General features: G+C 68.0%; 24 protein-coding genes. 12 read left to right on the forward strand and 12 right to left on the reverse strand.

The genetic code is table 11. The features are described 5' to 3' along the window. Positions 1-64: 64 nt before the first annotated feature. Both NJ1_RS29910 and NJ1_RS29915 read right to left on the reverse strand, forming a co-directional pair. Positions 65-1,363, reverse strand: coding sequence for an AI-2E family transporter (locus NJ1_RS29910; RefSeq protein ID WP_245717646.1), 1,299 nt, complete (start codon positions 1,361-1,363; stop codon positions 65-67). A gap of 65 nt (positions 1,364-1,428) precedes the next feature. After that, the gene (locus NJ1_RS29915; RefSeq protein ID WP_067700755.1) at positions 1,429-2,481 is read right to left on the reverse strand and encodes an NAD(P)-dependent alcohol dehydrogenase; all 1,053 of its coding nucleotides are present in this window, start codon (positions 2,479-2,481) and stop codon (positions 1,429-1,431) included. Positions 2,482-2,588: 107 nt separating this feature from the next. On the opposite strand from NJ1_RS29915, the gene NJ1_RS29920 reads away from it, so the two are divergent. Both NJ1_RS29920 and NJ1_RS29925 read left to right on the forward strand, forming a co-directional pair. Beyond that, complete coding sequence (locus tag NJ1_RS29920) at positions 2,589-3,320, forward strand: ZIP family metal transporter (protein ID WP_067700758.1); 732 nt, start codon at positions 2,589-2,591, stop codon at positions 3,318-3,320. Positions 3,321-3,384: 64 nt separating this feature from the next. After that, a complete protein-coding gene (locus tag NJ1_RS29925) occupies positions 3,385-4,533 on the forward strand; it encodes a S1C family serine protease (protein ID WP_084479002.1) in 1,149 nt (382 codons plus the stop codon). 72 nt (positions 4,534-4,605) lie between these two features. Here the strand turns inward: NJ1_RS29925 and NJ1_RS29930 are convergent, their stop codons facing one another. The 4 genes from NJ1_RS29930 to NJ1_RS29945 form a co-directional block, all read right to left on the reverse strand. Next, a complete protein-coding gene (locus NJ1_RS29930; RefSeq protein ID WP_067700761.1) occupies positions 4,606-5,172 on the reverse strand; it encodes a vitamin K epoxide reductase family protein in 567 nt (188 codons plus the stop codon). Next, entirely contained in the window at positions 5,172-5,957 is a 786-nt protein-coding gene (locus NJ1_RS29935; protein WP_067700927.1) for a DsbA family protein, read from the reverse strand. Before NJ1_RS29935 ends, NJ1_RS29930 begins: the two co-directional genes overlap by 1 nt. A gap of 136 nt (positions 5,958-6,093) precedes the next feature. Further along, a complete protein-coding gene (locus NJ1_RS29940; protein WP_067700764.1) occupies positions 6,094-6,945 on the reverse strand; it encodes a polyphosphate kinase 2 family protein in 852 nt (283 codons plus the stop codon). A gap of 128 nt (positions 6,946-7,073) precedes the next feature. Beyond that, positions 7,074-7,769, reverse strand: coding sequence for an ESX secretion-associated protein EspG (locus NJ1_RS29945; RefSeq protein WP_067700765.1), 696 nt, complete (start codon positions 7,767-7,769; stop codon positions 7,074-7,076). A gap of 213 nt (positions 7,770-7,982) precedes the next feature. Between NJ1_RS29945 and NJ1_RS29950 the strand changes: the two genes are divergently transcribed. Continuing rightward, positions 7,983-9,524 (forward strand): hypothetical protein, encoded by a 1,542-nt coding sequence (locus tag NJ1_RS29950; RefSeq protein WP_084479003.1) that lies wholly within the window; start codon positions 7,983-7,985, stop codon positions 9,522-9,524. A gap of 260 nt (positions 9,525-9,784) precedes the next feature. Here the strand turns inward: NJ1_RS29950 and NJ1_RS29955 are convergent, their stop codons facing one another. The 3 genes from NJ1_RS29955 to NJ1_RS29965 form a co-directional block, all read right to left on the reverse strand. Then, the gene (locus tag NJ1_RS29955) at positions 9,785-11,026 is read right to left on the reverse strand and encodes a saccharopine dehydrogenase family protein (RefSeq protein ID WP_067700768.1); all 1,242 of its coding nucleotides are present in this window, start codon (positions 11,024-11,026) and stop codon (positions 9,785-9,787) included. A 20-nt stretch (positions 11,027-11,046) separates the two neighbouring features. After that, positions 11,047-12,477, reverse strand: coding sequence for an ABC1 kinase family protein (locus NJ1_RS29960; protein WP_067700771.1), 1,431 nt, complete (start codon positions 12,475-12,477; stop codon positions 11,047-11,049). Positions 12,478-12,659: 182 nt separating this feature from the next. Then, a complete protein-coding gene (locus NJ1_RS29965) occupies positions 12,660-13,361 on the reverse strand; it encodes a TetR/AcrR family transcriptional regulator (RefSeq protein WP_067700933.1) in 702 nt (233 codons plus the stop codon). 145 nt (positions 13,362-13,506) lie between these two features. On the opposite strand from NJ1_RS29965, the gene NJ1_RS29970 reads away from it, so the two are divergent. From NJ1_RS29970 to NJ1_RS29995, 6 genes are all read left to right on the forward strand, one after another. Continuing rightward, entirely contained in the window at positions 13,507-14,856 is a 1,350-nt protein-coding gene (locus tag NJ1_RS29970) for a DUF445 domain-containing protein (RefSeq protein WP_084479004.1), read from the forward strand. Positions 14,857-14,936: 80 nt separating this feature from the next. Next, complete coding sequence (locus tag NJ1_RS29975) at positions 14,937-15,509, forward strand: helix-turn-helix domain-containing protein (protein WP_067700774.1); 573 nt, start codon at positions 14,937-14,939, stop codon at positions 15,507-15,509. Continuing rightward, positions 15,506-16,165 carry a heparin-binding hemagglutinin gene (locus NJ1_RS29980; RefSeq protein WP_067700777.1) on the forward strand — a complete coding sequence of 220 codons (660 nt, stop codon included), beginning with the start codon at positions 15,506-15,508 and terminating at the stop codon, positions 16,163-16,165. Before NJ1_RS29975 ends, NJ1_RS29980 begins: the two co-directional genes overlap by 4 nt. 181 nt (positions 16,166-16,346) lie before the next feature. Continuing rightward, positions 16,347-16,634: a DUF2516 family protein gene (locus tag NJ1_RS29985; protein ID WP_067700940.1), complete on the forward strand. Its 288-nt coding sequence runs from the start codon at positions 16,347-16,349 to the stop codon at positions 16,632-16,634. 149 nt (positions 16,635-16,783) lie between these two features. Next, positions 16,784-17,806: an alpha/beta fold hydrolase gene (locus NJ1_RS29990; protein ID WP_067700780.1), complete on the forward strand. Its 1,023-nt coding sequence runs from the start codon at positions 16,784-16,786 to the stop codon at positions 17,804-17,806. Between the two features lie 224 nt (positions 17,807-18,030). Further along, positions 18,031-19,029 carry an alpha/beta fold hydrolase gene (locus tag NJ1_RS29995; RefSeq protein ID WP_067700943.1) on the forward strand — a complete coding sequence of 333 codons (999 nt, stop codon included), beginning with the start codon at positions 18,031-18,033 and terminating at the stop codon, positions 19,027-19,029. 135 nt (positions 19,030-19,164) lie between these two features. Here NJ1_RS29995 and purU read toward each other — a convergent pair whose 3' ends face one another. Further along, the gene (gene purU, locus NJ1_RS30000; RefSeq protein WP_067700783.1) at positions 19,165-20,046 is read right to left on the reverse strand and encodes a formyltetrahydrofolate deformylase; all 882 of its coding nucleotides are present in this window, start codon (positions 20,044-20,046) and stop codon (positions 19,165-19,167) included. Between the two features lie 59 nt (positions 20,047-20,105). Then, positions 20,106-20,660, reverse strand: coding sequence for a GNAT family N-acetyltransferase (locus tag NJ1_RS30005; protein WP_067700786.1), 555 nt, complete (start codon positions 20,658-20,660; stop codon positions 20,106-20,108). Between the two features lie 71 nt (positions 20,661-20,731). On the opposite strand from NJ1_RS30005, the gene deoC reads away from it, so the two are divergent. After that, positions 20,732-21,391 (forward strand): deoxyribose-phosphate aldolase, encoded by a 660-nt coding sequence (gene deoC, locus NJ1_RS30010; RefSeq protein WP_067700789.1) that lies wholly within the window; start codon positions 20,732-20,734, stop codon positions 21,389-21,391. On the opposite strand, the gene NJ1_RS40705 is transcribed toward deoC, so the two are convergent. Next, on the reverse strand, positions 21,388-22,773 hold the full coding sequence (locus tag NJ1_RS40705) for a DUF2993 domain-containing protein (RefSeq protein WP_245717647.1): 1,386 nt from the start codon (positions 22,771-22,773) through the stop codon (positions 21,388-21,390). The genes deoC and NJ1_RS40705 overlap by 4 nt on opposite strands. A 113-nt stretch (positions 22,774-22,886) precedes the next feature. On the opposite strand from NJ1_RS40705, the gene NJ1_RS30020 reads away from it, so the two are divergent. Then, positions 22,887-23,489 (forward strand): hypothetical protein, encoded by a 603-nt coding sequence (locus NJ1_RS30020; protein ID WP_067700792.1) that lies wholly within the window; start codon positions 22,887-22,889, stop codon positions 23,487-23,489. 147 nt (positions 23,490-23,636) lie between these two features. Then, positions 23,637-25,160, forward strand: a complete 1,524-nt coding sequence (locus tag NJ1_RS30025; RefSeq protein WP_067700794.1) for a hypothetical protein — start codon at positions 23,637-23,639, stop codon at positions 25,158-25,160. The last annotated feature ends 125 nt before the right edge of the window (positions 25,161-25,285 follow it).

Here is a 25,285-nt window from a genome sequence, read left to right on the forward strand (position 1 = left end):
TCACCAGGGCCATCGGCTGTCGCCGGGGCGCGACGACGTTCCGCTCGTCGTCGCGCGCGAGTCCTCAGGACCGACGCAGGCGCTCCCGCAACGGTTTACGCCGCGTCGGATGCGACACCAGGCTGTCCACCGGCGCCGTCACCTCGTAGCGCCGGATGTACGCGCCGATGAAGGCCTGTGCGGTCGCGGTCACCGGTATCGCCAGCAACGCACCCGTTGCCCCGAACAGGGCCGCGCCCGCGAGCACCGCCCCGAAGGCCACCGCCGGATGCATGTCGAGGGTGGTGGCGGTGATGCGCGGTTGCAGCACGTAGTTCTCGAACTGCTGGTAGATCACGATGAACAGCAGAATCCACAGGGCGTCACGGGGATCGCCGGTGAGCGCGACGATCACCGGCAGCGCGCCCGCCAGATAGGTGCCGACCGTCGGGATGAACTGCGACACCACACCCACCCACAGGGCGAGCGCGAACGCCGACGGAATGCCGATCACCCGCATGGCCACGTAGTGCGCCAGGGTCGAGAAGAAGGCAAGCAGCGCACGGGAATACAGGTAGCCACCGGTCTTCTCCACCGCGATGTCCCAGGCGCGCAACACATGTTCCTGGCGCTTGGGCGGCAGCACCGAGCAGACCGCGTTGCGGAAGCGCGGCCCGTCGGCGGCGAAGTAGTAGGTGAACAGCAGCACGCCCAGGGCCTGGAACAGCACCCCGATCGCGGTGGTGCCGACGCCCCAGACGTCTCCGGCTCGTCCGACCAGCCAGGAGTCCAGCTTCGAACTCCACTCCGAGGTCCGCGCCGTGACGTCGGTGACCGAGAGTTCGGTGTGGAAGGTCGAATTGATCCAGGTGACGAGATCCTCGGCGCTGTGCGGGGCGTTCTTGACCAGCGTGGTGACCTGATCGACCACCAATTCGCCCATGGTCCAGCCGAATCCGACCAGCACCCCGACCACCGACAGGAACACCAGCCCGGTCGCCGGGCCACGCTTCCAGCCCCGCGCCGCCAGCCAGTTGACCGCCGGTTCGATGGCGAATGCCAGGAACAGCGACACCACCAGCACGGTCAGCAGCGATTGCAGCTTGGTCAACGCCCAGAATGTGACCACGATCCCGGCCACCGTGGCCGCCGCGAGCAGATAGGCGCGCGGCAGCCACGGCGGGATCGAGACCGAAATCCGATGGGGCTCATCGTCATCGTCGTCGGCTGAGCGCTGCCGGGGTCGAGGGCGACGGCCTTCGGACGGCTCCGCGGGCGCCGACGGCTCGCCGCCGGATGCGCGAGCCGTCGCGGCCGGTTCGCGATCGGCATCGCCGGACTCGGGCTCGGAGGAAGCGGGCGGGCGGTTGTCGTTCTCGGACACACGGTCAACGTAGCCGCGCCGCCGCCTCTGCCGTGGGACGCGGTGAGGAACCCGCGTGCGAGGTGCTAGATGGTCGCCGCGTCGATGACGAAGCGGTAGCGCACATCGCTGGCCACGACGCGGTCGTACGCCTCGTCGATGCGGTCGGCGGAGATGAGTTCGATCTCCGCGCCGATGCCGTGCTCGGCGCAGAAGTTCAGCATCTCCTGAGTCTGCGCGATGCCGCCGATCATGGAACCCGACAGTGAACGCCGGTAGCCCGCGAGGGTGAACGGCTTGACCGACAGCGGGTTCTCGGGCAGACCCAGGATGACCAGGGTGCCGTCCAGCGCCAGCAGCTTCATGTAGTCGTCGATCGGCAGATCGGCGGAGACGGTGTTGATGATCAGATCGAATCGGCTGCGCAGTCCGCGGAAGGTCTGCCGGTCCCCGGTCGCGTAGTAGTGGTGCGCGCCGAAGCGCTTGCCGTCCTCCTGCTTGGACAGCGAATGACTCAGCACGGTGACCTCCGCGCCCATGGCGGCGGCGATCTTCACGCCCACGTGCCCGAGACCGCCCATGCCGATGATGGCGACCCGCTTGCCCGGTCCGGCGTTCCAGTGCCGCAGCGGCGAGAACAGGGTGACGCCCGCGCACAGCAGCGGCGCGGCCTCGTCCAGGCCGATGCCCTCGGGAATCGACAGCACGAAGCCCTCGGTCACCACGACCTGCGTGGAGTAGCCGCCCAGCGTGTACCCGCCGGCCTGCGTCTGCGGCGAGACCTTCCCGTTGTAGGTCATGGTGTTGCCGGGGACGCAGTACTGCTCCTCCCCGGCCAGGCAGGCTTCGCACTCACCACACGAGTCGACCATGCAGCCCACGCCCACCCGGTCGCCGACCTGGTGCTTGGTGACGGCCGAGCCGACCGCCGCGACCAGGCCCGCGATCTCGTGGCCCGGCACGCACGGGTAGCGGGTGCCGCCCCATTCGTCGCGGGCGGTGTGGATGTCGGAGTGGCAGATGCCCGCGTACTTCACATCGATCAGCACATCGTGGGGGCCGAGTTCGCGACGTTCGATGGCGAGCTTCTCGAATCGGCCATCGGGCGCGGAGACGGCATAGGCGGCAGCAGTGCTCATGCCTACATGCCTACCTGCGCATGCCGCGATTCACCAAGGATTCGTCCTGAACATCACGGTCGGCGCGGCGAGCCGATCAATCGGAGATACATCGGCATGCTGGGGCGATGGCGATCCTGCTGGCCCTGGTGTCGATGTGCTCGACCTTCATAGGCGGGCTGGTCGCGGACCGGATCGGCGATCGCAAACGGCTGGTGCTCGGGCTGGCCGCCGGCGTCATGCTCGGCGTGGTTGCCTTCGATCTGATGCCCGAGGCGCTCGAACAGGACGACCGGATCGCGCTCGGCGTCCCGGTGCCGCTGCTGGCCGCGGTGGTCGGCTTCTTCACCGTTCACGTCATCGAGAAGACGATGGCGCTGCACACCGGCCACGAGGACGAATTCGGCGCCCACCACCACGATTTCGCGTCCGTCGGCCTGGTCGCGGCGGGCGGGCTGATCTTCCACAGCTTCCTGGACGGGCTCAGTATCGGCTTCGGTTTCCAGGCCGGCGCGGCGGTCGGCGCGGCCGTCGCGGTGGCGGTGATCAGCCATGACTTCGCCGATGGCTTCAACACCTTCACCATCACCACGATGTACGGGAACGAGCGCAAACGCGGCCTGATCCTGCTCGCCGCCGATGCCGTCGCGCCGGTGCTCGGCGCGATCGTGGGCACCGTGCTCGAGGTGCCCGCGCAACTGGTCGGCATGTACCTCGGCTACTTCGCCGGGTTCCTGCTCTACCTGGCCACTGCGGACATCCTGCCCGAGGCGCACGCCGGGCGGCCGTCCAAATGGCCGCTGCTGTGCACCCTGGTGGGAGTGGGATTCATGTTGGCAGTTGCCGCGCTGAGTCACTGAAACTGGTACACCCTTAGATACAGACGCTCGGGAGGTGACGGGCGAACGGCGGTCGGAGGAGTCCATGGACGACGCGACAGGTCGGATCGACCCGGCGCCGGGTACCGGTCCCCACCCCGCCGTCGGCCGCGGTTCACCCTCGCGCGCGGGCCGCGCCCTGGTGCTGGTCGTGGTCGCGATGCTGGCGGTGGCCGGGTTTCTCGGATATCGCGGCGAGCTACCGCAATTCACGTTCGGCGAGCAGACCACCACCGCCACCCTGATCGGCCCGCCGCTCCCGCCGCTGGACGCCACGGTGGTCTCGCACGCGGTGGAACCGGCCCTGGTGAATATCAACGCGAGCATCCGGCCCTACGGACTCGGCGCGGCCGGGTCCGGCATCGTGCTCACCGGCGACGGTCAGGTGCTCACCAGTCATCACGTGATCAAGGGCGCGGACACCGTCGCGGTCACCGATGTCGGCACCGGAGCCGTCTATCCCGCAACGGTTCTCGGCTACGACTCGGGTGCGGACATCGCGCTGATCGAACTGTCCGGCGCGAGCGGGCTGCCCGTCGCCGCGATCGGCAGCTCGGCCCCGCTGCGGATCGGCGACGATCTCCTGGCGATCGGCAACGCGGGCGGCACCGGTTCGCCCACCGCCGTCGGGGGCGCGGTCACCGCGCTGGACAGTGCCATCGTGGCCCGCAATTCGGCGGATCTGACCCGAAAGTCCCTGCACGGCTTGATCGAGGTGGGCGCGGCGGTCAGCGCGGGCCAATCCGGGGGAGCGCTGGTCAACCGCTACGGCGCGGTCGTCGGCGTGGTCACGGCCGCCTCCGGCGAACTGCAGAAGACGCTCGGCAAGGGGCCCGAGGGCTACGCGGTGCCGATCGACACCGCGATGAACGTGGTGCGCCAAATCCGTTCCGGCACACCGACGGACACCGTCCACATCGGCCCGACCGCCACCCTCGGCATCCTCACCTCCGATGCCCGGCCCACCGGCGCGCGCATCGACGTGGCCATCTACGGCCAACCCGCCTACGCCGCCGGGCTGACCGACGGCGAGATCATCACCGCCATCGACGGACGGGTGATCACCAGTTCCCAGACCCTCAAATCCGCGCTCAACCTGCACAAGCCCGATGACGCGGTACAGCTCGCGGTCATCGACCCGGGTGGGCTGCAGCGCGTGGTCACGGTGACTCTCACCGTCGGGCCGCCGAACTGATCCGAGACGGCGAAGGGGCGGTACCGAGTGTGAACTCGGTACCGCCCCTTCGGGTTCCGGCTGAGCGCGGGCTCAGAGCTTGTCGCGCCAGTAATCCTGGAACTGGATGTAGACGATCAGGATCATGACCGCGTAGTAGACGGCCACCAGGGTCCAGCGCCATTCGACGATCACCTGGATCACGCCGCGGGACTTACCCCAGATCTGACCGGTCACGATGGCCAGCAGGATCGGCGTGACCGCCCACACCACCATGCACCACGGGCACAGCGCGTGGATCCGGAAGACGGCCTGATAGAAGAGCCAGCCGATGAAGCCGATGCCCAGCAGCAGACCGACCCACAGCCCACCCCAGATCCAGCGGGGGAAGGCGATTCCGGCCACCGCAAGCACACCGAGCGTCACCACGACCGAGAAGCCGACCACGCCGATGATCGGATTCGGAAAACCGAAGGCGGCGGCCTGATCCGACTGCATGACGGTCGTGCAGGCGACGACCTGATCGATGCTGCACAGCGGTTTGAAACCGGGATCGGTGAACAGCTTGAACTTGTCGATCAGGAGCGTCACCGACGCGCCCCAGCCGATCAGCCCGCACAGCAGCACGGGCCACGCGGACCGGGGCGGTGCCGCGACCATCACTTGGCCGCGGCCTCGATCGCCGAGGTGATCCCGTCCTGGGTCATCAGGACCTTCGGATCCTGGATCTGGGTACCGTTCAGGTACACCGACGGGGTCGACTTGATACCGGTCGCGAAGACGGCCTTGGTCTCGTCGGTGACGAAGGACGCGTACTTGTTGTCCCGGATGCCCTGTGCGACAGCGGGATCGGTGTATCCGGCGTCGGTGGCGATCTGGATCAACTGATCATCGGTCATGCCGTTCGCGCCCTCGGCGGGCTGCTTGTCGAACATGACGCCCAGCCACTGCTGGAACTTCGACGGATCCGAGGCCGCCACCACGTAGGCGGCGTTCGCGGCCCGTGAGGAGTACTGGTTGCCGTTGGAGGCGCGGTCCAGGAACGAGATGATGTTGTACTCGATCGAGGCGGAACCGTCCTGCGCGGCCTTGCCCAGCGCGGCGGAATTCGCGTGCTCGAACATCTGGCAGGCCGGGCACTGCAGGTCGGCCACGACCTGGACCCGAGCCTTGGCGTCGGGGTTGCCGATGCGGATCGCACCACCCTCGGTGAGATTGGGCGGGGTCGCGCCGTCGTGCGCCAGGACCGGGGCGAACGCGCCGGACCCCGACCCGGTCGCGGAGGAGTCCTTGTCGGACTTGCGCATCGCCAGACCGATACCGATCGCCGCGACCAGACCCACCAGCACGACGGCGACGCCGACCTGGATGAGGATCTTCCGGTTGCGGTCGGCCCGCTCGGCCTTGGCCAGCGGATTCTTACGGTCACCCGGTTTGTTGCTCACGTGCGCGCTCACCACGCCTTCCGTAGTCACGAATCGTCGGGTTCATCTTCGCCCGCGAACCTGAGAGATTCCTTGCAGAACCATACGAGCCGCCACCCGTGTCCCGATGACGTGGGATATTCGCCGGACGGCGGGCTCACCCCTTGGTGAGACGCTTCTTCTGTTCCTCGACGTCGAAATCCGCGGGCGGCCAATCCAGTTTCAGGCCGTGCAGCGCGTCGATCAGCAATTCGGTGACCGCGAGGCGCGCGTACCACTTGGAATCGCACGGCAGCACGTGCCAGGGCGCGTACTCGGTGTTCGTGCGATCCAGAACCGCCTGGTACGCCTCCTGATAGGCGGGCCAGTACGCGCGCTCGTCGATATCGGCCGGATTGAACTTCCAGAACTTGTCCGGCCGTTCCAGCCGCTGCATGAGCCGCTTCTTCTGCTCGTCCAGCGAGACGAACATGGCCACCTTCACGATGGTGGTGCCGTCGTCGACCAGCTTGCGCTCGAACTTGTTGATCTCGTCGTATCGCTTGCCCCACACCTCGGGCGCGACCAATTCGTGCACCCGGACCACCAGCACGTCCTCGTAGTGCGAGCGATCGAACACCCCGATGTGTCCCGGCCGCGGCAACTGCCGGCGGATACGCCACAGGAAGTGGTGCTTCTTCTCCTCGGCGGTCGGCACACCGAAGGACGCGTGATCCACGCCCTGCGGGTCGACCGAGCCGATCACGTGCCGGACGATGCCGCCCTTGCCCGCCGTGTCCATACCCTGCAACACCAGCAGCACGCTGCGGTTGTCGCCGGTGCGGCCGTTGGCGAACAATTTCTCCTGCAGATCCGACAGCACCACGCTGCGTTCGGCGAGCAGGGCCTCCCCGGCGCGCTTGTCGCCCTTGAAACCCGGGGTGGCCGATGTGTTCAGATCGCTGACCTGCACGCCGTCGGCCCGAAGAACCTTGGAGGCTGGTTTGGACCAGGATGTCGCCTTTGCCATTCACCATGCCTAACACGCAGCGCGGTGCGTGTCAGTAGCCTCGCCGAATCCGGTGTCGACCGGCGCGCCGAATTCACACGACGACCGCCGCGCCAACAGTGGGCGAACACTCGGTATCTCGGTGTGTCTCACACTCGGGCGAGTCGAACCAGGTGGTCGGCCAGCTCCTCGTCGGTCACCGGGGTCAGGGTCAGATCCGTCGCGGTGGTGAGCAGATAGCGGCCATCGCCGGAGAAGTCCATCCAGGTGCGATGGCGGGTCGGCGGGGACAGCGGATTGGCGGGTTCGACCGTGACGGTGATGAATCCGCGCCCGTCCACCGGATCACGCAGTTTGCGGCGGAAGCGATCAGCCTCGTCGCTGTCGTGCTCGACGGCCTGCTGTGCGTCCGGATCCAGCACCGAGCGCTGCGGTTCCCGCATCGGCGCGAGCTGCCCGCGCGGCGCGGAGCCGATCACCTCCACCAGCTCGCGGCCGAGTTGGTCTGCGGGACAAAGAGATACGGTCACAGACTCCGGCGTCGCCACCAGGATTCCGGTGCGCTGCTGCGCCACCGCCGCGAAGGCCAGGATCCGGCGCGGCCCGGGTTCGGCGGTCCGCTGCCCGTACAGGGTCACCGTCGTCGCGTCGGTGCGGGCACACAGGGAAAGTGCGGCCGCAAGTTCCGGGTCTGTGCGTCGCAGAAACCGGTGGCTCGAACGTGGTGCGGCGCTGGGATTCTCCACCGCGTGCCCGATCGTGTCGAGCGGATACGGGCGGCGTTCCAGATCGGTTTCACGGGTCCAGACCAGCGTGAACTCTTCCGGGGTCAGGATCCATTTCAACTGGCCGACCCCCCTTTCTCGGGTACGACCCTCCGTCCCGTTGGCGACCCTACCGGAGAGTTTCTGCGGGTGCCGCCTGTGTCGGAACGCCGCGAAATGTGACATGCCGCACGGTATGGTTCCTGATCGCGGTGTGCGATCATCCCATTCTGGTCGATCGACCAAGCGTCATGGGTGGTTGCGCCGCAATTCGACGGCCGGAGGAGAGAGACAGTGCGTTCGGCTATCACGGGGACGACGCGCGGCCGACTGCGCTCGCGAGCCGCACGGCTGCTCGCCATCGGGCTGCTCACCGCCGCCGGCTGTGCGATCCCTACCACCGCCGGTGCCGGAATCGCTACCGCCGCACCGGTTCCCTCGCTGCCGGGGACGAGCCCCGACTTCCTCGGGGCACCCGCGACCGCGCAACCGATCACCGGCGTGCCCGCGATCCCGCGCCACCCGGGACTCGCCGCCAACGGCGACTCCGGCATCCACGGCGACGGCTGGATGAGCGACACCTACACCCGGCCCGGGCCGCTCGGGCACGACACCCGAGTCGACTCGCTGCTGCTGGCCAGTGAATGCGGGTCCATCGCCTTCGACCGCGCCGGACGCATCGTCGCCACCTGCCCGGGCCTGAATCCCGGTCTGTACCTGATAGATCCGGCCGCCATGCGGGTGCTGGGGCGCTATCCGCTGCCCGGTCGCGCACCCGGTGCGTTCCTGCAACCCGGAGCCTTCTCCAACTTCGGCGGCGGCGCGTACTTCTACCTCGACGGCCAGGACCGCGCGGTGGTCGGCGCGAACACCGGACACGTCATGGTGCTCGCGGAGAACCCCGCCGCGGACGGTTTCACCCTCGAGCGCGAGTACGACCTGACCGGCGTGCTGCGGGAGGGCGAGAGTCTCAATTCGGTGCTGCCGGACTCGCACGGACGACTGTGGTTCGTGGCGAAGCACAACGGCGTTGTCGGCACGATAGACCCGGAAACCGGTGCGATACAGGTGATCCGGCTCGGCGACGGCGCGGACGGAGAGATCGAGAACTCGTTCGCGGTCGGTGCGGACGGCGCGGTCTACATCGCCACGAACCGGGAAATGCTGCGCTTGGACGCCGGTCCAGGCGGCGAACCCCGCGTCACCTGGCGCACCACCTACGCCAACAGCGGGCAGACCAAACCCGGACAGGTCGACGACGGCACCGGCACCACGCCGACCCTGCTGCCCGGCGGCTACGTCGCCATCACCGACAACGCCGATCCGATGAACGTGGTCGTCTACCGCACCGATCCGGCCGCCGCGCGTCGCGAGGTGTGCTCGGTGCCGGTCTTCGCGAAAGGCGCGGGCAATACCGAGAATTCGCTTATCGGCGCGGGCAACTCGCTGATCGTCGAGAACAACTACGGTTACTCCGGGCCCGAGGCCACCCTCGGCGGTCGTACCACCACGCCGGGTTTCGCCCGCGTGGACATCGACGACGACGGCGCCGGCTGCCACCTGGTCTGGAGCAACACCAGCGTGGCCGCACCCAGCGTGGTGGCCAAGCTGTCGCTGGCGAACGGCCTGATCTACACGTACACGAAGGGTTCGGACGCCACCGATCCCTGGTACTGGACCACTCTGGACTTCCGCACCGGAAACCTGGTGTGGCAGCGCAGGTCCGGCTCCGGCCCGCTCTACAACAACAACTACGCGGGCCTGGCGCTCGGTCCGGACGGTGCGGCGTACCTCGGCGTACTCGGCGGGCTGATCTCGCTGCGCGACGGCGGATAACCCGTTTCGGCCGGTGGGCGTCTCCTCGTGCCGAATGCTCGGGGCTGGAAGGCTTCCGGCGACACCGGATCCACCCACGGCACGCGCTTCGGATCGTCGCGTCGGGGGAGTGCCACCTCTGGGCGGAGTGGGGGTCCTGGAATGGGGACGCGCGAATCGAGAACCCCCGCACAGCCGGAAGTGTGGATGCGACGGTTCGGCCTCGGAAATGAGCGAACCCCGCCGGAATACGAGCGGCGGGGTTCGCAAAGCGCTGTGGGTCAGGCGGGTTCGACCTCGATGGTGATGCCCGCCTTGCGCAGGCGGTCGGTGAGGGCGTCGCCCATCGCGGAGGCGGGGGTCAGGATGCCCGCGATCTCCGGGAGGGTGTCGAAGGCCAGAGCCAGGCCGGACTGGCCGAGCATGACCGAGGTGGCCTGGTAGCCGGGATCGCCCTGACCGGCGAAGGTGCAGACGTACTTCGCGCCGGAGGTGGTGTGCGCGAAGGTCCGCATGGTGAACCAGCCCGCGCGACGGGTGCTCTCGCTCGGGCCGGTGCCCGGCTTGGGGACGATGCGGTCCAGGATCTTGCGCCCGGCCGAGACGCGCGAGAGCACCGCGCCCGCGGCCATGGTGGCCACGATGCCGCCCGCCATTCCGGCGGCGACCAGCGGGGCGACGGGGGAGGAGCCCGCGCTCATGACCTCGCGGTAGCGAAAGTTCTTGCCGTACGGCCAGCCGAGCAGGCCGTTGCTGCGCCGCACGATCTTGGTGTTGTGCGCGCCCATGATGAAGGTCGCCACCCAGCCGTTCAGGCTCGGATCGATGTTCGACGCCTTCTGCAGCGCCTGATCTGTCTGCCGCCCGACATCGGGATCCATGGCCTTGTCGGGGCTCAGCGAATACGGGTGCGACATGACCGCGCCCTTCTTCGGATCGGCCGCGATGGCCTCCATCATGGCGCGACCGGAATCGATGGTGCCGCCGCTCGCCCCGCCCTTGAGCCAGGCCACCAGGGTGGTGTCGGTGAGCTCGCCGGTGTTGTCCGCGACGGTGCGCTTGTAGAGCTGGTACACGCTCAGATCCGACGGAATCGAGTCGTAGCCACAGGAATTCACGATCTTCGCGCCGGTCTCGGCGGCCTGCTCGCCGAAGCGGTCGATGCAGTCGCGGATGAACAGCGGTTCACCGGTGAGATCCGCGTAGTGCGTGCCGTTCTCGGCGCAGGCCTGCACCAGCGGGAAGCCGTAGCGCAGGTACGGGCCGACGGTGGTGACCACCACCCTGGTGCGCGCGGCGAGCGAGTTCAGACTGGCCTGGTCGTTCGAATCCGCCTGCACCAGCGGCCATTCCGCGGCCGCCGGGCCCAGCTCGGCGCGTACCGCCGCCAGCTTCTGCGGCGAGCGGCCCGCCAGCGCGATGCGCGCTCCGGCCGGCGCCGACTCGGTCAGATACTGTGCCGTCAGCTTGCCGACGAAGCCGGTCGCGCCGAACAGCACGACGTCGAATTCCCTGTCTGCCATGTTCTTTCCCGTCCTAGGTTTCACGCCTTAGCTGGGCGCTTGCGAGTCTTCTTCGCGGGTCCGGTGGTCGGGGCGGGGGCCGGGCGGCTCGCGAGCCACTCGTGATGGGCGTGGCCGAGTTCGGTGGCCGGCGGTTCCCCGTACAGCCATTCGCACGCGATGCGATGCCAGTTCGCGGTGGCCTCGAGCTGACCGAGCATGCCGAAGGTGAGGAAGTCCGCGCGCCGCGAGAACAGGTGCTCCGGCGGCAGGTTCTGCTGCTTCATCCCGGTGAACTCGCTCGCGCGCGGATCCACCGCCAGCACGAACGCACCCGAGGCCAGCTCCGGGGTGATGGTGAGATCCTCGTCCACCAGCGACCATTCGCAGGCGGCGAGCACGTATTCGAGGCACTCCTCGGCGGTGATCTCATCGGGTGAGTCGATCACGCCGCGCTGAATCATCAAGTCCCGCAGGTCTTCCGCGCGCTCTTCGGCCGCGGCGCGAATACAGGTGGCCTCGAACTGCACGTGTTCGGGATCCATCCGGTTGTAGAGCCCGAAGTCCAGGAACGCGACCTTGCCGTCCGCGCCCAGCAGCAGATTGCCCGGATGCGGATCGCCGCAGAACTCGTTGAAGGTGAACAGCGAACCGACGTAGAAGCGATAGATGATCTCGCCGATCCGATTCCGCTCGGCATCGGGCAGCGCCCGGATGTCCTCGAAACCTCGGCCGGGGAAGTACTCGCTCACCAGCACGCGGGTGGTGGACAGCTCCGGCATGGTGTCGGGGACCACGATGAACGGATGCCCGGCGTAGATGGCGGCGATCTGCTTCTGCGTGTTGGCCTCGGCGACGTAGTCGAGCTCGCTCTCCAGATTCAGGCGCAACTCGTCGAGCACGGCCGGGGTCACCCACGGCATGGCGGACTGCAGGATGCGCCGGAACATGGCCAGGTTCTTCAGATCCGCGCGCACGGCCGAATCGATGCCTGGGTACTGCACCTTCACCACGACCACCCGGCCGTCGTGCAGGGTGGCCTTGTAGACCTGGCCGATGGAGGCGGCCGCGATCGGCTCGGAACCGAATTCGGCGAACACGTCCTCGAGGGTCTTGCCGTAGTCCTCCTCGATGACCGCGCGCATGACCTCGAACGACACGGAGGGCGCACTGTCGCGCAGCACGGCGAGGCGTCGCTGGAACCGCTCGCGATGCTCCGGCGGCACCAGATCCAGATCCAGCACCGAGAGCATCTGGCCGAGCTTCATGGCCACGCCCTTCATGGTGCCCAGCACCATGACCATCTGCTCGGTGGCGCGGATCATCGATTCCTCGGCCATCCGCTCGCGGACGGCCTCGGAGCGACCGCGCATGGAACGGCGAGTCCGCTGGGAGCGCAAGGCATTACCGGCGACCGCCATGCCCAGCTTCGTCCCCCGAGCGAGCCTGGATGTGGGCAGCTCTTTCGCCATCAGTGACCCTCCATTGGAGCCAACACCCCCGTTGGTGCCGACGCGACGGACTCGTGTGTGCAACGGCCCCGCCTGGATCAGCCTAACCACACAGCGATCTTCGGGACCAGCCTCGATTTTCCACCGCGCATGACGGAAACCGGACGTTCCAATTTGGACTGTCCCTGGGATCGAACAGGCTGTTAAGGCTTGTTTTCCGGGTCCGGCAGCACGTGCGGCCGAGAGTTGAACCAGGCGCGGTCTCCGCCCGCGCGAACCATGCCCTCGATGGCGCTCCACGCCATCATGGTCAGGTAGTCGAGCATTTCCTCACTCGACATGGTGCGGTTGGTGAGCCAGTAGTCCGTCGCCAGCTGCACGCCGCCGACCAGGACGTAGGCCCACAGCATCGACCCCTCGGTCTGCACCTTGCGATCGAACGCCTTGTCCACGATGACCGCCGACACGACCTGCGCGAAGAGCTTCTCGAAATCGGCGAGGGTCGAGGTGTCGGTGGCCGCGCCGTTGCCCATGATGAACCGGTAGACGTCGGTATCGGAATCGACCGTGTGAACGTAGGCGGCGAGGGTATTGCGCACGAGCTGGTACTCGTCGAGATCGTCGCTGATCGCCTCGTAGATGCGCGGCATCAGCGTGGTCTCGATGAACCGCTCCATGGTGGCGCGAGTCAGGTCTTGTTTATCGGAGAAGTAGCGGTAGAGCACGGTTTTCGAGACGCCGATCTCGGCGGCGATCTCGTCCATCCCGGCGTCTCCGCCGCGCGTGCGGATGGCGGCCAGGGTCCCGTCGACCAGCTCTTCACGTCGATCGATCTTGTGTTGCTCCCAGCGCCGCTTGCGGCCGTCCACCCGGCCGGTGCGCGTGCTGGTGGGTGCGGCGTCCATGGGCTCCTTGTTCACGGTCTTGGCTGGGGGTACACGGTCTTGGGCTGGGCGTATTCAGCTTAAGCCTCCCATGTGACCTCGTGCCGCCGTTCGGGACGGGCCCGGTGGACGGGCGTTGGTCACAGTAACCAGCAGAATGGAACGTATGGAGCAACCTGCCGGCAGTGCCGGGGTACTCGAGTCGATACAGCCGAAGCCGACCAGGGCCACCGGAGCGGCGGGTGGCGCCTTCGCCGATCTCCTGGACGAAGAGGGCAAGAAGCGGGACCTGTGGCGGATGAAGGCCATCGCCACGGCCTTCCTCGCCGCCGCTACCGTCATCTACCTGGTCTGCGCGTGGATCGAATCGCGCGGTGAGGGCGGCAGCTGGGTCGGTTACGTGAAGGCCGCGTCGGAGGCGGGCATGGTCGGCGCACTCGCCGACTGGTTCGCCGTCACCGCGCTGTTCCGCCATCCGCTCGGTATCCCCATCCCGCACACAGCCATCATTCGCAAGAAGAAAGATCAGCTCGGCGCCGGTCTCGGCGATTTCGTGCGCACCAACTTCCTGTCCCCGGACACCGTGGCCGCCAAGGTGAATTCGGCGCAGATCTCGTTCCGCCTGGGCCGCTGGATGGCCGATCCCGAACGCGCCGGACGCGTGGCCGAGGAATCCTCGACCATCCTGCAGGCGGTGGTCGGGGTGCTGCGGGACGAGGACGTCGAGCAGATCATCGACAACACCATCGTCAAGCGGATCGCCGAACCGCTCTGGGGTCCGCCGATCGGCAAGGTCCTCAACGAACTGATCGCCGACAACCGCCAGGCCCCGCTGGTGGATCTGCTGGCCGAGCGCGCGCATCAGTGGGCGCTGGACAGCCAGGAGACCATCGATCGGATCGTGAATCGGGACGCGCCGTCCTGGGCGCCGAAATTCGTGAACGGCCTACTGGCCGAGCGGATCTATCGGGAACTGGTGGAATTCACCTGGAAGGTGCGCACTCAGCCGGACCATGAGGTGCGGTTGGCGGCGAATCGCTTCCTGGAGGATTTCGCGCACGATCTGCAATTCGACGACGCCATGATCGAGAAGGCGGAGAAGATCAAAACCGAGTTGATGGGTCGCCAGGAGATCACCGGTCTGGCGCACGCCACCTGGCGCGCGGCCAAGCGGATGATTCTCGAGTCCGCCGACGACCCGAACAGCACGCTGCGCCGCAAGGTGTCGGAAAATGTGCAGCAACTCGGTGAGCGGCTCTCGGCCGATCCCGCGATGCGCGAGAAGGTGGACGGCTGGCTCGAACGCGGCGTCCGATATCTGGTCTCGAACTACGGCGCCGAACTCGCCACGCTGGTCAGCGATACCGTTGCCAAGTGGGACGCGGACGAAGCCAGTAACAAGATCGAATTGGCGGCGGGCCGCGATCTGCAATTCATTCGTATCAACGGCACGGTCGTGGGTTCCCTGGCGGGGCTTGCGATCTATGCCATTTCACATTTGCTGTTCAATGGCTGAACGGTCGCTGCTAACAGGGTGCTTGCAAGAGTTAGCACCCCGTTCTAGAATTGATCCCACAACCGCCGGAAGGTGAGTCGATGACACACGATCCCGAGGTTCCCGAACCGATCGACGGTGAGCGGGCGGAGACGTCCGCCGAAGCTGCAGAACGGGCAGGCCGCGTAGCCAACGCGGCGCACGACATCGGGGGCTTCATCCGGGCGCAACGGGAAGCCGCACAGGTTTCGCTGCGTCAGCTCGCAATCCTGGCGGGGGTGAGCAATCCGTACCTCAGTCAGATCGAGCGCGGACTGCGCAATCCGTCCGCCGAGGTTCTCGCACAGATCGCCAAAGGTCTGCGGGTCTCCTCGGAGGTCTTGTACATGCGGGCCGGCTACCTCGAGCAGAGGCCGCACGGCCCGGTCCGGGACGCACTGCTGGCCGACGACGGTCTCACCGAACGTCAGAAGCAGGTGCTGCTCGACATTTACGAATCGTTCCGCCGCGAGAACACGGCGAACGAGGAGCAAGGGGACGCGACGGACCCGATGGGGGGCGTTCCCGGGGGGACTCGGAGCGTCTCGATCGACGAGACGGCTCCGGCCAGGGACAACGAGGTTCCACAACGCATAACCGAAGTTCCGCGACGCCAGGAGAGCGAAGAACCATGACCGCACCGAAGACCACCGTGCCCGTGACCAAGCCGATCTACGCGACGGTCGGCGCCGGCGACGCCATCTACGCCGCCGTCCTCGACACCGTCACCCAGATCCGTGAGCGCGCGGCCTCCGCCGACGTCACCGGTCGCGTCGAAGAGGCCCGCGAGCGTCTCGCGAACCTGCCCGCCGATGCCAAGGGCCAGGTCGAGACCCTGCGTCAGCGCGTCTCCGCGCTGCCGTCCGAGCTGCCCGAGGATCTGGCCGAGCTGCGCGAGAAGACCACCCCCGAAGAGCTGCGCAAGCTGGTCGACACCTACTTCCAGCAGCTGCTGGACCTGTACGCCGACCTTGCCGCCCGCGGCGAGGAGACCGTCGAGAAGCTGCGCGCCAACCCGAGCCTCGAAGGCCGCATCGGCCAGGTCGAGAGCCTCTACAGCGACCTGGTCACGCAGACCCAGGACGTGTTCGGCAAGGTGTCCGGCCAGGTCGCCCCGCTGCTGGGCCGCGCAAAGGAAGAGGCCGTCGCCGCCGAGGAGGCCGTCGAGGCCGAGGTCGTCGCCGTGGTGACCGAGTCCGAGCCCGCGCCGGCTCCGGCTCCGGCTCCCGCCAAGAAGGCTCCGGCCAAGAAGGCTCCCGCCAAGAAGGCCGCTCCCGCCGCCAAGAAGTAGGGCGCGAAAGCACCAGCGGCCCTCGCACATTCGATGTGCGGGGGCCGCTGTCGTACGTGGGTCGCTGTCGTGCGTGCGGGTGCGCGCCGGAGTTCGCCCGCGAGGTGAGCATCGGGTGGTCGATCCGGGTGTCGGTGGCCGGAACGGGTACCGGTTCGGCCGTCGCTCGTATGATGGTCGGGTGAGTGGAATTCCGGTTCTGATTATCTGGGTGCTGCAGCTGTGCGCGCTCGGCATGACCGTGTTCGCGCTGGTGCATGCGATCCGGCAGCGGCCGGACGCCTTCACCGCCGTGGACAAGCTGACCAAGCCGGTGTGGATCATGATCCTGTCCGCGGCGCTGGTCGCTCTGCTGCTGACGCAGACGCCGGTGGGTCTGCTCGGCATCATCGCCGTGGTCGCGGTCGGTGTGTACCTGGCCGACGTGCGACCCAAAGTCGACGAGATCCAGCGTGGTCCGCGCTGGTAGACGCGTTATCCAGGCTTCTTCGGCCGCCGCCCCGCTTCGGGGTGGCGGCCTATTTTTTTGCCGCGATGCCGAGATTTTTCGGTGCTTGCACTAGCTAGCACCCGTGACACGGGGTTACTGTATCCAGCAGTAACACAAAGGAGTACCTGATGCGGGCAATGCTGCCTACGCCGGCGAACCTCACCCAGCGGGTCCGCGACCTGGTGCGCGAGCATCGCAAGGATCTGCGAACTCGGACCTACGGCAACGCGGATCTGAATCCGCCGGCCGGGCCCTACGAGGTCATTCCGGTCACCACCGAGGACGGCGCACACCTGCGGGTGCACGCCTACGGCCCGGCCGATGGCGACGTCATCGTGCTGGTGCACGGCTGGACCTGCTGCCTCGAATACTGGAATCCCCAGATCAATGCCTTCGCCGGCGAATACCGCGTCATCGCCTACGACGTGCGCGGCCACGGCGAGAGCGAAGTGGGCACCGACCCGCTCACCACCGATCAGCTCGCGGACGATCTGTCCGTGGTGCTGGCCGCGGTCCTGAAGCCCGCGCAGCGGGCCGTACTGGTCGGGCACAGCCTGGGCGGCATGACCATCCAGGGTTGGGCCGGACGGCATCCGGACGAGGTGTCCCGGCGCGCGGCCGCGGTCGTGCTCAGCAACACCTCCTCGTGTGAATTGATCGCGCACACCACCGTGGTGCCCTTCCTGAACCGCGGATTGCTGCGCCTGCCGTTCCTCGCGGGTCTGGTCGGGCTGAGTCTGCCGATCATCTTCCCGCCGATCGCTCCGGTGAAATGGCTGTTCCGCCGGCAGATCATGAGCCTGGCCTCCACCGGGGACGTCGCCGATTTCGCCCAGAACATCGTGCGCGCCTGCCCTGCTCGGGTGCGCGGACGCTTCGGCACCCTGCTCTCGCACTTGGACGTGGGTCGTGGCGCGGTGAATCTGACCGTGCCGACCACGGTGCTCGCCGGCTCGTTCGACGACATGACCCCGCCGGTGCACTCGGAGCGGATCGTCGAAATGCTCACCGAGGCGGGCAGTCTCGACACCTACCGGGTGCTGGCGACCGGGCACCTCGGCAATGTCGAGGCGTATCGGGAGTTCAACGTCGAACTCGCACGGGTTGCCAAGTCCGCGTTCGGGATTCCGGCGAAGGTCGTCAACGGCTGAGGGTGTGGATTTTTCCACCCTCGGTCCCCTTATCCGGGGCACATAACTGCTCGAAACTGTGTTGTACACAACAGTGACGCACCGATTCCGGAGTGTGGGTTCACTCCGGAACGGGTATTCGATGAAAGCGGCACCTCGATGGCGAGAGAGAAATTTCTTGCCGCTTGCTCTAGCAAGCACCACTGCTAGCGCGGTACTGTGGCCGGGAACACAAAGGAGTGCTCATGCTGGTAAAGCTGCCTGAGGCTGGTCTGCACACATTGACCGCCCCCTTCCGTGCCGGGCTCCGGTCCCGCGTCTACAAGACCGAGTCGTTCAACACCCGGACGCCGGACGAGATCATCCCCGTGACCACCCGGGACGGCGCCAAGCTCCGCGTCCATGCCTACGGCCCCGCCGACCGCGACGTGATCATCTTCGCCCACGGCTGGTCCTGCGCCATCGAGTACTGGAACCCGCAGATCAACGCCTTCGCCGACGACTATCGCGTGATCGCCTTCGATCAGCGCGGTCATGGTGAAAGCGATACCGGCGCAAGGATGTTCGGCGGCGAGCAGCTGGCCGACGACTTCTCCGATCTGCTCGACGCGGTACTGCGCCCGGGCCAGCGCGCCGTCCTGGTCGGCCACAGCATGGGCGGCATGACCATCCAGGCCTGGGCTCGGCACTACCCGGAGCAGGTCACCCAGCGCGCCTCCGCGGTGCTGCTGGCCACCACGGCCGCACGCCGAATCCCCGGTCGCGCCACCGTGCTTCCGCTGTTCAACACCCTGCTCCCGGCTCCGGACTGGCTGGCGCTGGCGCTGTTCGGCACGCCGGTTCCGCTGCCCGGCGGCCGTGCGGTCAACGTGGTGGCCAAGAGCCGCCTGCTGAACCCGGCCGCGACGGCCGACCAGACCAATTTCGGTCTGTCCGTGGTGCGTTCGTGTCGCCCCTCGACCCGTGCGGCCGTGGCCCGCGGGCTGCTGGAACTCGACTTGGACGGCGCCGCAGCCGATCTGACGGTGCCCACCACGGTCATCGCCGGTTCGCACGACCGCCTGCTGCCGGAGATCCACTCCCGTGAGATCGCCGACACCCTCGCGGCCGCGGGCTATCTCGACCGATACGTCATCCTGCCCACCGGTCACCTGGTGAACATCGAGGCCGAGTCCGCCTTCAACAACGAACTCCACCGTGTCATCGCCATGGGCCGCCGCGGAATGATCGCCGTCGCGGGCTGACCGAAAGTCTCTGCGGTACACAGCGAACGCGGCCCCGCTCCACACAGGAGCGGGGCCGCTTCTCGTCACCTGACCACCTCGTCACGCGCGTCGGCCGGTGCCTCGGGCAAGCGCGTCGAGCGCCCGGCTCGTCGTTCAGCTGAAGACGACGGTGCGGCGGCCGTGGACGAGGACTCGTCCTTCCAGGTGCCAGCGCAGGCCGCGCGCGAGCACGACGCGTTCGATATCGCGGCCCTGGCGGACCATGTCGAGCACGGTGTCGGCGTGGTCGATGCGCGCGACGTCCTGCTCGATGATCGGACCGGCGTCGAGTTCGGCGGTGACGTAGTGGCAGGTCGCGCCGATCAGCTTCACACCGCGGGCGAAGGCCTGGTGATACGGGCGAGCTCCGGCGAAGGACGGCAGGAAGCTGTGGTGGATATTGATCGCGCGCCCGGTCCAGTGTGCGCACAGTTCCGGCGGCAGCACCTGCATGAATCGGGCCAGCACCACCGCGTGCGGATCGTGCACGTCGACCAGTTCGCGGACCTGCTCGAAGGCCGGGCCGCGTTCGGCCGGATCCTTCGGGAACGGCACATGGTGGAACTTGATGCCGTGCGCCTCGGTGATGGCCGCCAGATCCGGGTGATTGCCGATGACCGCCTCGATGGTGGCGGGCAGCTCGCCGCTGCTCGCGCGTCCGAGCAGATCGTGCAGGCAGTGGCCGTCCTTGCTGACCAGCAGCACCGCGCGGCGGCGCTCCCCGGAGTCGATGACCTGCCATTCGGTATCGGGCCCCAGCGCCTGCGCCACGGCGGTGAAACGGTCGCGCAGTTCCTCGAGCGAGAACGGGACGGTGGCCGCCTTGACGGCCTGGCGGGTGAAGAACCAGCCGGTGTCCAGGTCCGAGTGGTACCCGGCCTCCACGATCGAACCGCCGAAATCGGCGATGAACGAGGTGATGCCCGCGATGATGCCTGGTCGGTCCGGACAGCCCAGGGTCAGTACGTAGCGACGGTCGTCCGGAGCAGAACTCATGGTGGTCAGTGTCCCAGCACCGGGATCACCTCGGACGGAGGGGGGAGCCGGGTGGTTGCTCAGAGCTCGTAGAAGGGTTCGGCGTAGCGGAAATCGCCGGTGATCTCCGGGTCGTACGCGGACAGTGCGCGGACCTGGAAGTGTGAGGTCCATTCGGGCTCGTCGGGTGTGATGCCGAGGCGCACGCCCGGCAGGAAACCGAAGCGCGGGTAGTAGCCGAGGCTGCCCAGCAGGCCGACCACCGGTTCGTCGAGGGCATCGGCGGCGCCCAGGACCGCGTGCATGAGCGCCGAGCCGACACCGCCGGCCTGATGGTCGGTGCGCACGCCGATCGGGCCGAGCGAGAGCACCGGGAAGGGCCCCACCGCCGCGCGGGTGAGGCAGACGTGGCCGACGACGTCATCGTGCTGCTCGACGACCATCGACAGCGTCGGCATCCATGCGGAGTCCTCGCGCAACAGGCGCACCAGGGCGACTTCGGGCGGGTCGACGGGGGTGTGCACCGCGGTGGCGGAAGCATTGCCGGTGGCGCTCGCGTAGGTGGCTGCGAATGCGCTGCGGTGCACCGCGTCGATCGCGGCGGCGTCGCCGGTTCGTTCACGACGGATCAGCACCCTACGAGTGTGCGGGACGGTGGCGGCGGCTCGCAACGTAATTCGCTACAGATGTGCCAAACTCCTTGGTCATGGCTCAGATTTCCCGCCGGGACGTGGCGGCGATGATCGATCACACCCTGCTGGCCCCCGAAGCGACCGCCGCGGAGGTGGACGCACTGATCGAGGAGGCCCGCGAGCTGGGCGTTCTGGCGATCTGCGTCTCGCCCTCGATGCTGCCCGTGCGCGCACCGGGCCTGGTCGTGGCCACGGTCGCGGGGTTTCCGTCCGGCAAACATCATTCGCTGGTGAAGGGTGCGGAAGCGCGCCTCGCGGTGGATCAGGGAGCGGCGGAGGTCGACATGGTGATCGACGTGGGCGCGGCGGTGGCCGGCGACTACAACGCGGTGCTGGCCGACATCATCACCGTGCGTGAATCCATCGACGATCGCGCGGTGCTGAAGGTGATCATCGAATCCGCGGCGCTGAGCGATGCGGCCATCGTCGAGGTGTGCCGGGTCGCGGAGCAGGCCGGCGCGAATTTCGTGAAGACCTCCACCGGATTTCACCCCGCGGGCGGTGCGAGCGTTCATGCCGTGCGCCTGATGGCCGAGACTGTGAGCGGGCGGCTCGGGGTGAAGGCGAGCGGCGGCATCCGAACCAGCGCGGCGGCGGCGGAACTGATCGCCGCCGGCGCCACGCGGTTGGGGCTGTCGCGTTCTCGTGAAGTGCTGGAAGGTTTTTCGGCCTAGCAGCGGATGTCGGTGTTCTGACCCTCGGCGGCTTCCAGCTGGGTCTGCCCGCCGGCCAGGCTGACGTGCAGTCCGTCGCCGGTGACCTGAACCTTGGTGGGCTTCAAGCCCAATGGGTAGGTCTGCAGGCTCTCGGTCATCAGTTCCACGATGCCCGAGACCAGATCGGTGGGCAGGCCGAAGCCGAGCAGTGAGGCGGACACGGTCTCGACCTGGACCTTGTCCCCGATCACCTTGGGCTGCACCTGAAGTTCGGCCAGACCGCCCAGGACCGCGAAGCTCAGCGTGCCCTTGGACGGATCCGAGGTGGCGCCGGTGATCAGACCGCTCAGGGTCTGCTTGATGCCCTCGTTGCTCCAGTCGACCTCGGCGGTGGAGCTGCCGATGGTGCCGCCCTGCTTGCCGCCGTCCTTCACCTCGATGTCGTTGAAGACCGCGTGCACCTTCATACCGACGGCGGGACCGAACTTGGTGTCGTCGCTGTCGACGGTCGCCGAGCCGACCTTGCCGTCGATCATGGTGATCAGCAACGGTTTCCAGCCGAAGGACACGTCGATCTTGGAGCCCATCTGCTGCTCGAACTGCGAGCTGATGCACTTGTCGATCTTCTGGCGGGCGTACGCCTCGCCGCCGGCCAGGCCGCCGACGACGATCAGCGCCAGCACCAGTCCGATGATGAGCAGGGTGCGCCGCTTGGGTTTACGCCCGGACGGGCCGCCTTGTCCGCCAACCTTTTCCGGGGGCGGGGGAGTGCCGGGAGGCTGCCGGTCGCCGGCGGGCACGGAGCCCGCGCCCGCGGCGTAGGCGGCGGCCTCGGCCGGATCGAGGGCCTCGGTGGGGTGCGGTCCGGCGGCGTGCGCGCCCATGACCGCGGTATCGCCGGTCCCGAGCCGGGCGGCCTCGCCCTGCTGCCACCACTCGGGCTGCTGTCCCGATCCCGGAATGACCTGGGTCGCATCGTCGTTGGCGGCGGCGTCGCGGGAAACGGCCTGGGTCGCGGCGTCGCGGGAAGCGGCGTGGGTCGCCGCGTCGGCGGAGACGACCTCGGTCGGACCGTCGGCGGAGACGACCTCGGTCGGACCGTCGGTGGGGACGACCTCGGTGGCGCCGCCGTCGACGGGGTAGGCGGTGTGCTGCGGGGAGTCGGTGTGCCGCGGGGAGTCGGTTCGCGCGGCGCCGATCACCTCGGTGGGCGGATCGGTCCGGCCGGGTAGGACCGTGGTGGCGTCGTCGGAGCCCGGTGCGGGCTTGCTGAATTCGACCGCCTGCTCGCCGGATGTGTTATCGGCGGGCGCGATCACTTCGGTCTTGTCCGACGGGTTGTCCGCCGCGCGGTTCCGTGCGGTTTCGGCTGCGTCGTCCGAGGTGGGTTTCGAACTCATGGCAGCGATTGTTCACGACCTTTCTGAGCTGTCTCTGTGCTTCCTGTGAGGTGTCGGCTCACACGCGGGCGATTGTGACATAACACACAGGAGGTCGGCGTAGCCTGATCACTATGTCCGGTACGCCCGAAGGGGAGCCAGATCCCGACGAGGGATGGCAGGCGCTGCAAGACGAGGCAGGGCGGCACGCCGGGTATTTCACCACCCGTCAGGTGCTGCGCACGGGGTGCGAGACCCGGATTCGGGACGGGCTGCGGGACGGTTCGGTGCTGCGCGCGGGGGTCGGTCTGATGCGGCTCGGGCAGTGGCCGGACGGTCCGCTCGACGAGTACGCCATGTGGTCCGCGTGGTTCGACGGCGCGGCCGCTGTGTCCCATCACAGCGCGGCCGAACTGCACGGTCTCGGCCGGTTGTGTCCGCGTTTCGTGCACCTGTCGGCGCGGATCGGCCGGTTCCCGCTCTCGCCGCGACTGGTGGTGCTGCGCCGGACCTTCACCCGCACCGACGTGGAATCGGCCGGAACGTTCCTGGTCACCACGCCGCTGCGCACGGTGCTGGATCTGGCCGAGGCCGGGATCGGGCAATCCGCGCTGGACGAGGTGGTGGCCGACGCGGTCGCCATCCACCGCTGCGCGCGGGCCGAGATCCGCAGTGCCAGCAGCGCACTTCCCCCGGCCACGGCCGCGCGGGTCAACAGGGCGCTGACCCGCAGTTGACGCGCTGTTCGTCGCGAGGGATCCGGGCCGCACGCAACGCCGTCGACGCGTTGCCCGGCGTACTGCGAATCTTGCGAGTACCGACCGGTTCCGCCTGTGGTGGTTTCGAGTGTTGCCCAGGCGGTATTCATGGCAGTGTGATCGTTTATGGGGTCGGTCGGTGATGGCATGTGGGATCTGGCTTTTCCACCCGGACCACCCGATCGGATCGCGGACATGTTCTCCGCGGCCGTGGTCGCCGATTCCCTTCGCCCCTATGACGCCGATCTAGCCCAGTCGGTCGAGACCGCGCGCGACTGGCGGCGCGGATACCACCGGGTCTTCCGCGGGATGACGGCGCTGTCGGTCAGCTCGCCGCTGGTCTCGCACGGCATCGCGCGCGAAGGTCTGCGCTCGGTGCGGACCATGTTGCGCTTCGCCGCCGGGCGCACCGTCCTTCCGCTGGACGCGGTCGACATCGAGGCCGAGGCGGACGACAACGCCCTGGGAACCGCCGTGATCACCGGAACCGGTTCCGCGGTACCGGTTCTCGAAGTGCCCTGGCAGGGGGAACTCCTCGCCGGAGACGCGCTGCGCCGGCAATTGGCGCAGTGGCAGCGCCGCGGCATTCTCGAACCCGGGTTCGTGACGGCGGTGGATCAGGTCATCGACAATCCGGAATGGTTGCGGCTGCCGGGATTCCGGATGACCGTCACCGGCGCCGCGGCCGAACTCTCACCCCTGCGGCCGCTGCTGTCGTGGGGCGCGGACGTGCTCGCCGTGGATCGTCCGGGCCGGGCTCGCTGGGAACGACTGCGGGCGCTCGCGGAATCCGGGGCGGGAGCGATGCGATTCCCGGTCTGCGACACCGTCCCCGGCGTGGACATCGTGAGATGTTTTCCCGCCCTTGCCCGGTGGATCACCGATCACAGCGATGCCCGCCCGGTACTCGGGGTCTACGCGGGCCTGCCCGGCGCGGCGGGCGTGCGCTTGGCGGTGGCCTCCGACGTGCTCACCGAAACGGTGTTCGGCCGGCATCCGGACGCGGCGCTCGCGCTGCTCGGCTCGCCGACCGACTGCTACGCCGTATCGCCCGCGATCGTCGCCGCCGCGCGAGAACAACTGGCCCAGCGGGGGATCCGGGGCAGCGCCCAGGATCTTCTGCACCGTGTGGCGCCGCGCTCGTTCTATCGGCTCAATTACATTCGCCCGGTGTTCGACGCGGACGGCGGCGCCTGGGGGCTCTTCGACAATCTGCCGTCCCTGTCCGGTCCCGATTACGCTCTGGCGCAACGTCTTCCGCGCTGGCGGGCGGTGTTGGCCGCCTCGGCCGGACATCCGGTGTCCTTCACGGTCGCCCCGCCCGCCTGGACCGCGACCCTCAGCCACGAAACTCCCTGGCGCACAACCGCGTACCGCGCGGCGTCGCACTTCGGCATCGAGGTCTTCGATCCGGCCACCGCGCGTGTGCTGCTCGCCGCGAAACTGGTGGCGGACCTGTTCGCGCCGCCGCCCGCCCCCGCCAACCCGGAGGGTCTGTTCGCCGACGGCGCGGCGCACGGCGGCCTCTGGCGTCAGCCCTTCGCCCCCCGCTCCCTGCTGGCTCCGGCCGCGGTGTCCGGCACCGTCCAGTCGATCCGGGACCGCGCCCGATCACTGCTCGACAACGGCGAGAGTCAGCTACCGGACTGATCGGGCCCGCGGGACCCAATCGCCCTGTGCGGGAACCGGTACGACGCGAGGCGTCCGGGATTCAGCCGCGAGCGTGGCTGGTCCGCTGCGGACCGGCGGTGGTGTGTGAACAGACGGGGTGGTCG

Source organism: Nocardia jejuensis NBRC 103114 (genome assembly GCF_001613145.1).
Classification (GTDB): domain Bacteria; phylum Actinomycetota; class Actinomycetes; order Mycobacteriales; family Mycobacteriaceae; genus Nocardia; species Nocardia jejuensis.